Source organism: Oribacterium sp. NK2B42 (assembly GCF_000424445.1).
Lineage (GTDB): Bacteria > Bacillota > Clostridia > Lachnospirales > Lachnospiraceae > Oribacterium.
The window spans coordinates 1-12,207 of sequence record NZ_AUJX01000067.1 but is presented as its reverse complement, the minus strand read 5'-3'; the positions used below and the strand labels follow the sequence as shown (position 1 = coordinate 12,207).

Below are 12,207 nucleotides of genomic sequence, written 5' to 3'. Positions count from 1 at the left end.
CAGCAAAATCTTTTGGCTTGTAATTAGTAATATTAGAAGTGTTCATAATAATGCCCTCCATGAGTATATTTAAACACATTTAATCACTAATGTCAATGTTTCAAATTACTTAGAGACTTCTCCTATTTTATGTATATTAAGTCTCTGTAAGCTTCAAAGCATCTTCCAGTTTTATGGCTCCGTTGTACATAGCCTTGCCAAGTATCGCGCCATAGATATCCATAGCCTTCAAAGCTTTAATGTCATTGAGAGTTGAAACTCCGCCGGAGGCAGTGATGTCAATGCCCCGGAGTTTTGAAAGCTTTTCATAAAGCGGAAGGTTTGTGCCTTTCATGGCGCCGTCTTTTGAAATGTCTGTGACGATGGCTGTCTTCACTCCCATTTCACGGAGTTCTTCCAGGAAGTCGAACATGTCAACATCCAGAACCTCGAGCCAGCCTTTTACAGCAACCTTGCCATCCTTCGCATCCACACCTACAGCGATCTTGTCGCCCCATTTTGCCAGGGCTTCCTTCAGGAATTCTTTATCTGTCACTGCCTTTGTCCCAAGGATCACTCTGGATACACCGGCACTGAGATACTTCTCGATAGTCTCGAAGCTTCTGATGCCGCCGCCTATCTCGACCTTGAGTCCTGTGTCCTGTGCAATGGACTTTACAATATCAAAGTTCGGTGTTGTTCCGTCCTTTGCACCTTCAAGATCCACAAGGTGCAGCCATTTGCCTCCCATAGCTTCGATGTCTTTGGCAGTTGCCAGAGGGTCCTCGCTATAAACGGTCATCTGTTGGTAGTCGCCTTTCACAAGTCGAACCACCTTTTTGTCGTATAAATCAATTGCCGGAAAAAGCAGCATACATCCTCCTATAATTATAGCTCCGCAAATGCCTTCAATATCTTCATGCCGATCTCACCGCTCTTCTCCGGGTGAAACTGAGTGCCATAGACATTACCGTTCTGTACTGCAGCGGTAAGCGGAACGCCGTATTCCGCGGTAGCGATGAGATTTTTATCGCAGTTGAAAGCCGCGTAGCTGTGAACGAAGTATACGTAGTCCCCTTCCCTGAGATCTTTGAAGATCGGACTTACGGCAAATGCCTCTCCAGAAGCTGCGTGAAAGCTCAAAGCATTCCAGCCCATGTGGGGAATGTCCAGACTTTCGGGTATCACACCCTCTATAGGTCTGACTTCTCCGGGAACCAGTCCCAGTCCCTCATGCTCGCCGTATTCGAAGGATTTATCAAAAAGCATCTGCATGCCGAGACATATTCCCAGAAACGGCTTTCCTGTTGCCGCCTGTTCTTTTACAAAATCAAAGAGATCTCTGCTTCTGAGCTTTTCCACCGCATCCTTGAAAGCACCAACACCAGGAAGGATAACCTGATCTGCGGAAGCAATGACACTTTTGTCCGAGGTTACAACGGCTTCTTTTCCGATGCTGGCTATAGAGCTTTTCAATGAGAAAAGATTCCCAACACCATAATCTATAATTGCAATCATTATTTCTCCCAATGGGGTCAGACCCCATTACAATATATTTAAAGTTTATTAAAATCCCTGTAAGGGGGTCAGACCCCATTACGATTGAGATACTACGTGGATTATTTTCGTCTGTAGTGATGGACCACAAACTCCGTCCATTAGGGCCATATGGTTTTGCTTTATTCTCTTATCCACCGGGGACGGTTCTCGCCGGGGAGAACCGTCCCCGGTGGATCAAAGTTTCAATCCCGGTCTTCTTTGCCGAAACGGATATCCACCGCTCTTGCGTGGGCTGTCAGACCCTCTCTTCTGGCAAAAAGCGAGATCTTATCGTAGTCCTTTTTCAGGGCTTCCTTTGTGTAGTAGCTGTACTGCATCTTCTTCACGAAGTCATCCACTGAAAGCGGGCTGTAGAAACGAGCCGTTCCGGATGTGGGAAGCGTGTGGTTCGGTCCGGCAAAATAGTCGCCTGTAGGCTCTGCATTGTAGCGTCCCAGGAAAACAGATCCCGCATTCTTTATAAGCGGCAGGTAATCAAAGGGCTGATCCACGCAAACCTCCATGTGCTCGGGAGCGATTCGGTTTGCGGCATCAATTCCTTCCTTAAGGTCTCTTGCAACGATGATCTTTCCGTTATTTTCGATGGATGGACGGGCGATGTCCTCTCTCGATAATTTCTTGAGCTGTTCCTCAAGCTCCAGCTGAACCGCCTTTGCAAGCTCCATGGATTCTGTGATGAGAACAGCGGAAGCATTCTTATCATGCTCGGCCTGGCTGAGAAGATCCGCAGCTACAAAACGGGGATCTGATTTTCCATCGGCAAGCACCAAAACCTCTGAAGGTCCCGCAATCATGTCGATTCCCACCTGACCGAAAACCTGCTTCTTGGCTTCTGCAACGAAAGCATTACCCGGACCCACGATCTTGTCGACTCTCGGTATGGACTCGGTACCGTAGGCCAATGCTGCCACCGCCTGTGCACCACCAATCTTGAAGATTCTTCCGACGCCGGCAACATGAGCTGCAGCAAGGATGTACGGGTTTACTGATCCTTCCTTGTTTGGAGGAGTAACCATGACGATCTCTTCAACTCCTGCGATCTTTGCCGGGATGGAATCCATCAATACTGTTGAAGGATAAGCTGCAGTTCCGCCGGGAACATAAAGACCAACCTTCTCAAGAGGGATCACCCTCTGTCCCAGGATGACGCCGGGCTTATCTGCCATGATGAAGCTGTTTCTCACCTGCTTCTCGTGGAAAGCACTGATATTTTCAGCAGCCTCTTCCAGAACCTTTATAAACTCCGGCTCAACCTGCTTGAGAGCGGCTTCAATCTCCGATTCACTCACCTGGAAATCCGAAAGATCCACATGATCAAACTTTGAACTGTATTCCTTTAATGCTTCATCGCCATTCTTTCTGACATTAGCGATGATGTCCTTCACTATATCTTCAACGCTTGAAGTTGGTTCAAACCTTGCAAAGATCTCTTCGTCTTTGATCTTTCCCATTTCAAAAATCTTGATCATTCTGTCTCCTTCCCGGACGCCATTTTCTAAAACAAATCAGTTTAGACACGCATAATACCTTCTATCTTACGTCAGCGTGTCATATTCATTAAAAAAAGATTCGTTTAGACACGCGGATTGCTTTTTATCGTTCTTATGCGTGTCATTTCTTTCAAAAATTGACCGATTTAGGCACGTGGATAGCTTATTTTCGTATATCTGCGTGTCATTCTTCTCAAAAATAGACCGTTTTAGACACGCGGATTTCTCTCTATCGTATATCTGCGTGTCATTCCTCTCAAAAATAGACCGTTTTAGACACGCGGATTTCTCTCTATCGTATATCTGCGTGTCATTTACCAATCCAACCAATTTGACGAATAACACCAATCCAATCAACCTTTATATATTTTTTCTCAGTGCTCAAGCTTTATAGTCTGCACCTCTTCACCGCTCTTCACGATGTTCGAAAGCCCGTCGCGCAGTCGTATGATTTCCTCATGCTTAAACTGGAAGCTTACCTTATTGCACACAAGTCTGGCGCTGACCGGCACAACCTCCTGCAGAACCTCCAGATTGTTCTCTCTCAGGGTTCCGCCCGTCTCCACGATATCGAAGATGACATCGCTGAGACCAAGAAGCGGCGCGATCTCTATGGAGCCGTTCAGCTTTATGATGTCAATGTCTCTGCCGATGGACTCATAGTAGGTCCTGGCAACATTGGAAAACTTTGTGGCAACTCTCAGGGTGCGCTCTTCATTGTCATAGAAATCCTTGGGACCCGCCACGCACATCCTGCATTTGCCTATTCCGAGATCAAGAAGCTCATATAAATCCGGATCGTACTCAAGCAGGATGTCTTTGCCGCAAACACCCACGTCCGCAGCACCACGTTCTACATAGATTGCAACATCCGATGGCTTAACCCAGAAATATCTCACACCCTTTTCCGGATTCTCGAATGTTAGCTTCCGGTTTTTCTCAAGTATGGCCGGGCAGTCAAAACCTGCCGCCGCCATCATTGAATAAGTCTTTTCTCCGAGACGGCCCTTTGCCAATGCAATATTAATCATCTTTCAGCCGCCTCCTTTTCTGCTTCTTTTAATGTAAGGATCTTTCGTGCCCTTATCTTGTGCTCCATCTTATCCACTTCGTCTATTCTCACAGTCCGCACTTTATAGTCGGCATGATTGAAGGTCTCGATGACAGCCGCCACCTTTGCAGGCGGGTCTGCTTCACCGTCATATGTAATGAGATAATCAACATCATACCCCGGAACCTTTGTGAGATAGTTTCCTACTGTGTCAAGGTCTAATGCGAAGCCGATGGCACCGAAAGATTTACCCATCTTTTCCGGAAGTTTATCATATCTTCCGCCTGACAGGATGGTAAACGGAATGTCCGCAACCGCTCCCTGGAAAATGATCCCGTTATAGTAATCCATGGAGTTAACAAGTGAGAAATCAAGGTATATGGACTCAAGAACACCGAAGCTTTCAAAAATAGCAGCAAGCTGTGATAAGTGCTCTGCCATCCTGGCGGAAATATTGGAAATGGCGTACTTTTTGAGTTCTGCCACACCCTCCTTGAAGGGCTTATAAAGATCCACCATGCTCTTTAAAGTATTGGCACTTGCCTCAGTGATCTTTCCCTGTGATGCCAGAGCGTCAAAGCCGGCAGCATTCTTCATGGAAAAAAGTTTAATGGCTTCTGCCTGGGCTGTTTCACTAAGCCCTATGGTCTCAAACATTTGCCTTAAGAAAGCCGCGTCCGAGATACGGATCACGAATTTGTCGGAAATGAGCTGCAGGGACTTTGCCGCAAGGGTGATAACCTCCGCCTCACTGTATGAGTCAATCTTTCCGATGCATTCAATTCCGGACTGAAGAATTTCTCTGTAGTGATCGTCCTTCGGGCGGTAAACTGTTTCGTTATAGTAAACCTTCTCCTCGCCGCCAAGGTTGGACTTTATGATACTGAGGGTCACGTCGGGCTTAAGAGCCAGAAGCGAACCGTCAAGATCCGTAAAGGTTATGAGCTGATTGGATTTGAGAAAATCCCTGTTATCTGCATAGAGGTCGTAGGGCTCAAACTTCGTCATCTTAAACTGACGGTAGCCATACCTCTCATATAAACTGTTTAACTTAGCTGTGATCATTAAGCAAGTACCCCCTTGGTGCTGGGAATGTCGGTGCCGAAGCGTTCGTCAGCCGAAACCGCTTCTCTTAATGCCCTGGCAAGTCCCTTGAAGCAGCCTTCCGCTATGTGGTGGCTGTTAAAACCTGTGATCAGGCGAATGTGTAACGTGATTCCGGCATTGGCAGCAAAGGATGTCATGAATTCGGACACGAGCTGTGTATCAAATGTGCCGATCTTTTCCGTCGGGAAGGTCACGTCTCCGTAAAAGCCGCCACGACCGCTGATGTCAACAGAAACCAGAACCAGTGCTTCATCCATGGGAAGGGTGAGGCTTGCGTAGCGCTTTATGCCTTTCTTATCGCCGAGAGCTTCCTTCAGGGCTTCTCCCAGTGTTATGCCAATGTCTTCGACGCTGTGATGGTCGTCTACCCAGGTGTCTCCTTCGCAGGTCAGGCTCATCTGTATGCCGGAGTGTCTGCTGAAGAGTGTCATCATATGGTCGAAAAAGCCGATGCCGGTTTTGATTTCGGATTCTTTACCGTCGCCGTCCAGGTCAAGCCAGAGATTTACGTCGGTTTCATTGGTTACACGGTTGATTTCTGCTGTTCTCATGATTGCTCCTATGGGTTTATTAAGTCCGGTCGGAAAATGTTCGGGATTGCGGCGGATCACTCGATTGAAAGTACATCATCTCATATATGTCCGCCCCAACTGCACAAGTGTGTGCATCTGGTTCGTACATATATGATCTGATGTTCTTTCAACTCGCAATCCTAGCCACAATTCCCGACCATTTTCCTACGTTTTCTATAAATATACAAAAGATGTTGATTAAGGAATACGGATAGAATCAGCATTCACTTAAAATAACTTTAATGGTATCAATCAATGTGTCCATCTCTTCCCTGGAACCGACAGTTATGCGGTTGAAGTTGGAAATTTTGGGGCTTGTGAAGTGGCGAACCAGGACGCCGCGGTCTTTAAGGGCTTTGTAGAGGGCGCCGCCTTCTATTTTGTCGCTTTCTGCGAAGAGGAAGTTGGTTTGAGATGGCAAAACATTGAAACCAAGCTTCTCAAGTTCAGCTTTTGCGTAAGCCCTGTTTTCTCTTATGATTTTGCAGTTCTTTTCGAAATATTCTGTGTCCTTCAGTGCCTCTACTGCGCATTTCATGGAAATGCGGTTTACGTTGTAGGGGTTGTTGGAGTTTCTCAGGGTCTCAAGATCCTGTATGATGGCTTCGCTTCCAATGGCGAATCCGACTCTTGCTCCTGCAAGTGATCTTGATTTCGAGAAGGTCTGCACCACCAGGAGGTTTTCGTATTTCGGAACCAGAGCTACTGCGGAAGTTCCTTCTTCTGCGAAATCGACGTAGGCTTCGTCAATGATGACTACGTGGTCTTTGTTTGCTTCGCAGATCCGGGAAATGTCCTCAAGACCCATAGCTATTCCTGTTGGTGCATTGGGATTTGCGATGACAATGCTTTTGCCCAATCCTTTGAAGCTGCCATCAGCATTTTTTTCTCCCAGAAAGGCTTCTATATTTACTGTGAAATCCTTGTTAAGTGATCTGACATCTGAATTGACCTGGTTAAGATTGGCTATTACTTTATAGAAGCTATAGGTGATATCCGGATAAGCGATGCCATCCTCGCCAAAAGCCATGAATGCATAATTTAAAACTTCATCCGAACCGTTTCCTATAAAAATGTTGTTTCTCGACATGGCAAATGTCTCGGCAAGCTGCGCTTTCAAGGGCTTAAGCTCCGGATCAGAATATAGTCTCAGATCCATTGCCTCGTTTTCGTTTACAGCTTTTATAACTCCCGGTGCCGGAGGAAAGGGAGACTCATTTGTATTGAGCTTCACGTACTTTTTGTCCTGTGGCTGTTCTCCGGGCGTATAAGGCTCCAATTCTTTATATATTGAGTTAAAAAATACAGACATTTTGATCACCTCATCTATTAGGGATGCTTTTTCGTATTATCTGACATAAGGATGTCAATTTCATCAGCTCTTTAAACGTAAGTTTTGCGTCGTTTATTTCTGATATGTAGATGTAGATCTAATTGGCTCCAATCTTTGTTATAACCACTTGTTGATTATACCGCTATTTGAAAGTTTTTTCTTCTATATCTATGTACATTTGAAAAAATAATTTGATATACCGACTTTACTACTCTACCAATTTACCATGCTAAAGTGTTATGGAAATAATACTGACTTAAGAAGCAAATGTCAAGTATATATCTTAACTTCCGGTAATTTTACCACTCAACATAAAAAAGCGGAAGCTCTGTCACATAAGCTGACAGAGCTTCCGACTCATAATTCCGCCGTGGACAGCAAAAAGCCGCCTCAAAAACTGAGGCAGCCTTTCTGATCACTCAACTCCGAATATTGCACATGAAGTAATCCAACATACGAGTTATTAGTTTTTGGAGCTTACAAAGAGACACGGTTTTTTGCAGTCTCTTTGTAAGCTGTGAGTTATGGCTCAGGGTCGGTATTTGGCTCGCGATCTCTGTCATATACTTCAAAGCGTTCTGAGTCTTTGTTATATCTCAGAACAAAATCATAATCATTGCTTGATAAAGCTGAGCCATTGGGTGATATTGTCTCCTTTATGTAGTATTTTCCATATGGAAGCTTTCCTACCCAGAATATACCTGTTTTATGTGATACTGCACCCTTACCTTTTGCTACAGGTGCCATATCGTAACTCAATATGTCAAATTCAGCACCTTCAAGAGGTGTATAGGACTTATCAGTCTTTTTCATTATGACCTTATCATCTTCTTTTGAGATATTCATCACACCATAGGTTGATATATCCGGTATAGCCTTTGCTTTTTCCTTACTATCATCCAGGCAGAAGATTGCATAGTCATATTTTGTTTCACCTTTGACAGTTCGTGCAGTTATATCATCCTCTGTTATGTCTTCCAGAACACCACCGGTCTGACCAGCTCCGTCAAGAGCTGTACTTCCTACACAAACTACATATACTTTTCCTGAGTCTCTGAACCTGTCAGTATCATATTTTGTTTCTTTCATGTAGTAGATGCCGTCCGGTACTCCCTTAAAGACTAAATTAAACTTTCCTTCGTTTATAACCTCCTGTTCTGTGACTTCTTCTGAAAGCTTAGCCTTTCCATTTTGTATATATTCATGATCCTCATTACAATCAGCAGATGTATATAATGTAAATACTGGGCCAGTAAGCTCATCAACTTTCAGCATTTCTCCATATCCGTCTATCTTCTTAAAATAAACATCTACTGCATTTGCATTTGCTGACCAGTAAATAAGCTTTGCGTTCTCACCGGAACTACCGGATAGATATTCACCATCACATCCTGTTTCTGAATCTGACCTCGCATTTCTGAATGCTTTATACACATTTTCATCAAGCTTAAAATCAGCCGATTCAACATTTTCATTAAGCTCAAGATCAGCCGGTTCAATCACTGCGAAAGGTTTGGTCTTCTTATAGTGATTCTCTGATTTTGCGTAAACCCATATTGAGCCACCTTCAATATTAGGTGGAACATTCGCTGTTACAATCAAGGACGCAGGTTCATCGGTATCCTCTGCAATGTATATATCCTGTCTTTCCTTCCTATACTCCTTTCCGCCATTTGTAGCATCATTCGGCAATGACAAGTCTGACCTGTCTGACCTGTCTGCAATATTTCCGGTGGTGGAAACTATGTCTCCATTTTCATCTACTCCGGAACCTCCAAAATTAACATTTCCATCCAGCTTTAATGTCGCGCCTTCTGCTACATATACTCCGGCACCAAGTCCACTGCCGGTAACAGTATTGTTATTTATCTCTCCGCCTTGTATTATGAGCGTTCCCTGAGAGTTAATATAAACTGCTCCTCCATTACCGGATGTCTTTCCATTTCTCAGTATTGCTTTATCACCTAATACAAGAGTTGATTCTCCTTTTATATAAACGATTGCACCATCTCCCTTAAAAGCTTCGTTCTTTCCATTTCCATCAAATGTCAGTTTTTCAATCGTCACTTTCCCGCATCCTATTTCCAGTTTGATCATACTGGCATCCTTTTCTTTTGTATCACCTCTCTCAATAACAGCAGTCTCGCTGTCACCTATATAAACAAAGTCATCTCCACAGTCTTTATTTGTTTCACCGGACTTTGATGTTGTAAATAATATATCTTTTGCATAATGATACTCGATTCTGTCGTCACTCTTTTGTTTATAATCTTTGAGCATCTCTAATCTTATATTTCCACTATATTTATTGTTTTGATCTTCATATAATCTTCCTCCTTCTACATCTGCTAGTGCATCCTTAAATGAGTGATATACTGCAGGTCTTGTCATTCCATCTTCTTCTTTTAATAACAGATAAACCTGATTATTTTGATTATCTTGATTATCTTGTTTATATGTCAGTTTACATAGAGCACTACCCCATCTTATACGACCTACATGACCTTCATCTGTACACTTTTCTCCCTTAAGTCCGTTTCTGTCATTTATAAACTTATCAAGATTTGAAGTGCTAATTTCGTTGGCGTAGTGCATACCAAAGTCATCATGAACACTACCATGGTCTAAATACGGATTTTCCGTGATTTTATTACCTGTTACATACACACCAACTTTGGCATCTGTTTCGAGACCTTCTTCACTTGTCCGTATTCTTTCATAACTATTTTCTGATAATACTACATTAGCCTGTACTAATTCAGTGTCTCCTGTAAATAAATTTTTCTTTTCGCTTTTATTATCATAAATAACTACATTGCCTCCAAAGGTCATGGTCTTGCCGGACGCCACCTGCACCGCGCCGCCGTTGGGGTCGGAGGCCGAACAGTTCTTGATTTCGCTCGCGCCGGTGACGGTCTGCCTGATAATCAGGTTGCCGCCGCTATACACAGCGCCGCCGAGTTTGGCGTTTGCAGGTGTTACATCGAGATTCCTGTGTCCTGTCACAGAGACATTCGTAAGAGTACCACCTGCGTTCAGATATATCGCGCCTCCGTTTCCGGCTGTTGCGTAGCACGCTTCAAAGGATACGCTACCTTTGAAATTTTCTTTGTTTAATGCCGCAGAGAAGTACGCTCCGCCTCCGTTTCCGCTTTCAGCGTGACAATTCGTTACATCAAGAGTGGTCGGATGAACATCTTTAGCAATACCCGTCTGCACATGGGCAGCCTGCAATACCGCTATGCCCTCTGTTTCTATGTTTCCATCTCCGCCAGTGAAATCATGTCTCGGCAGAGCTGAGTCTATTGCCGTAGTTTGATAACCATAGTTTCCCTGGAAATAGTACCAGGTCAATCCCCCGTATTCAAATGTCCCACTATAATACCAGGGTCCTCCGTCATCATTTGTGTTATAGACCACTGCGGCAGGATCTGTACTGATGAAAGCAGGCTGCCAATATCCACTTGGAGACTTGCGGATGAACCCGATAGCAGGAACGCTGTTTTGCTTGTAATAATCCCTGCTGTTATTTATGCGAGCAACTTTGCCCGCTGTATTCACGAAATAATCAGCATCGCACGTCCAGCCAAGCTTGCTGTCGATCTGACCGCCAGTCTCGGAAGGCACCGAATTGGAGTCCCCCTGACTCATTGCAAACATACCCTTTACGTAGACTGCTCCGCCATGCTGAGAAGCTTCGCAGTTATCAAAAGAAACATCTCCATTTACAGTCAGGCATTTGTTTGCATAAACTCCGCCTCCGCTTCCATTGTTTGCCGTGCAATTCGTAATTGTGCAGTCATCCAGATTCAAGCTGTGCGCACTCGAGTAAACTCCGCCGCCGTTTGCCGCCGTACAACCAGTGATTTGAGAGTGTTCGGTCAGCGTGAGCTCGCCTGCTGCATAGATACCGCCACCATTGCCGGTTGCCATACAATTGACTGCGGTGATATCAATTACATCATATACACTTATTCCTGCATACAGACCGCCACCATTTCTGCTGGCTGTGCATTCCTCTCCTGAAGCCGTTCCACCCATGCTGATGGCAGCACCAGGTTTTGCTGAAAATACACCTGAGGCTGATTTGTAAATTGCACCTCCATCTCCATTTGTGGTCCTACATCCTTTTGCTGTAATTTCAACATCATCTGCAAGTTTAAGCGCATTGTTAGCAAAAAATCCGCCGCCACTGCCAACTGCCGTGCAATTCGTCAGATTTACCGCTCCAAGCAGGTCGGATGTTCCGCCTGCATAAATACCTCCGCCGTTTCCGCCCTGAGCATTACAATTCGATATGTTCAGCGTAGTAGGAGTGATGTCTTCAGCAATCCCAGTCTGCACATTGGCAGCCTGCAATACTGCTATGCCTTCTGTTTCTATGTTTCCATTTCCGCTTGAAAAATCTTTCCGCGGCAGATCTGAGTCTATTGACGTATTTTGCCAGCCATAACTGCCCTGGAAATAGTACCAGGTCGATCCCCCGTACTCAAATGTTCCGCTATAGTTCCACGGTCCGCCGCCACTGCTTGTGTTATAAACCACCGAGGAAGGCTCTGTACTGATGAAAGCAGGCTGCCAATATCCACCGGGTGTCTTACGGATGAATCCGATAGCAGGAACGCTGTTTTGCTTGTAATAATCCCTGCCGTTTATGCGAGCAATCTTGCCTGCTGTATTCACGAAATAACCAGCATCGCACGCCCAGCCAAGCTTGCTGTCGATCTGAGCGCCCGTCTCGGAAGGCGCCGAATTGGCCATATTCTTAAGTCAGTACCACCAGCCCTGCTGGTGGTTTGAGTTAACCCCTTCCGGGGCAAGTGTTGTGATTCCGCCTAAAGGCGGTCTAGCAAACCATTCTGATGTTACTGGTTACCACTTAAAAGTGGTTCTCATTATCCTTCCGCACGATCTGCTTTAGTTTGATCTTCTATATATTTTTTTATTGTAGCTTCATTAACATTTCCTACCGTTTCGCAGTAATAACCTCTTGCCCAAAAATGTCGATTATTTCTTTCCCGAAATTCCGGGTGCCTATCGAAGATCATCAACGCACTCTTTCCTTTGATTCTCCCCATGACTTTGGATACTGCCTCTTTCGGTGGTATTGATACA

9 protein-coding genes are annotated in these 12,207 nt (G+C 44.8%); all 9 read right to left on the bottom strand.

Annotated features, from left to right (window positions below; all coding sequences use genetic code 11):
• Positions 1 to 136: 136 nt before the first annotated feature.
• Complete coding sequence (gene hisA / locus G625_RS0113735) at positions 137 to 853, bottom strand: 1-(5-phosphoribosyl)-5-[(5-phosphoribosylamino)methylideneamino]imidazole-4-carboxamide isomerase (RefSeq protein ID WP_029201565.1); 717 nt, start codon at positions 851 to 853, stop codon at positions 137 to 139.
• A 14-nt stretch (positions 854 to 867) separates the two neighbouring features.
• A complete protein-coding gene (gene hisH, locus G625_RS0113730) occupies positions 868 to 1,497 on the bottom strand; it encodes an imidazole glycerol phosphate synthase subunit HisH (RefSeq protein ID WP_029201564.1) in 630 nt (209 codons plus the stop codon).
• Positions 1,498 to 1,721: 224 nt separating this feature from the next.
• Positions 1,722 to 3,008, bottom strand: coding sequence for a histidinol dehydrogenase (gene hisD, locus G625_RS0113725; RefSeq protein WP_029201563.1), 1,287 nt, complete (start codon positions 3,006 to 3,008; stop codon positions 1,722 to 1,724).
• Between the two features lie 395 nt (positions 3,009 to 3,403).
• The gene (hisG, locus tag G625_RS0113720; RefSeq protein WP_029201562.1) at positions 3,404 to 4,060 is read right to left on the bottom strand and encodes an ATP phosphoribosyltransferase; all 657 of its coding nucleotides are present in this window, start codon (positions 4,058 to 4,060) and stop codon (positions 3,404 to 3,406) included.
• A complete protein-coding gene (locus G625_RS20050) occupies positions 4,057 to 5,145 on the bottom strand; it encodes an ATP phosphoribosyltransferase regulatory subunit (RefSeq protein WP_049895917.1) in 1,089 nt (362 codons plus the stop codon). The genes hisG and G625_RS20050 overlap by 4 nt, the downstream gene beginning before the upstream one ends.
• Positions 5,145 to 5,738: an imidazoleglycerol-phosphate dehydratase HisB gene (gene hisB, locus G625_RS0113710; protein WP_029201561.1), complete on the bottom strand. Its 594-nt coding sequence runs from the start codon at positions 5,736 to 5,738 to the stop codon at positions 5,145 to 5,147. The genes G625_RS20050 and hisB overlap by 1 nt, the downstream gene beginning before the upstream one ends.
• Positions 5,739 to 5,976: 238 nt before the next feature.
• Positions 5,977 to 7,071, bottom strand: a complete 1,095-nt coding sequence (gene hisC / locus G625_RS0113705) for a histidinol-phosphate transaminase (RefSeq protein WP_029201560.1) — start codon at positions 7,069 to 7,071, stop codon at positions 5,977 to 5,979.
• A gap of 543 nt (positions 7,072 to 7,614) precedes the next feature.
• A complete protein-coding gene (locus G625_RS0113695; RefSeq protein ID WP_029201559.1) occupies positions 7,615 to 11,853 on the bottom strand; it encodes a prealbumin-like fold domain-containing protein in 4,239 nt (1,412 codons plus the stop codon).
• A gap of 134 nt (positions 11,854 to 11,987) precedes the next feature.
• Positions 11,988 to 12,207 (bottom strand): IS200/IS605 family transposase (gene tnpA / locus G625_RS0113690; RefSeq protein WP_029201558.1); only part of this gene is annotated, 220 nt, incomplete at its 5' end.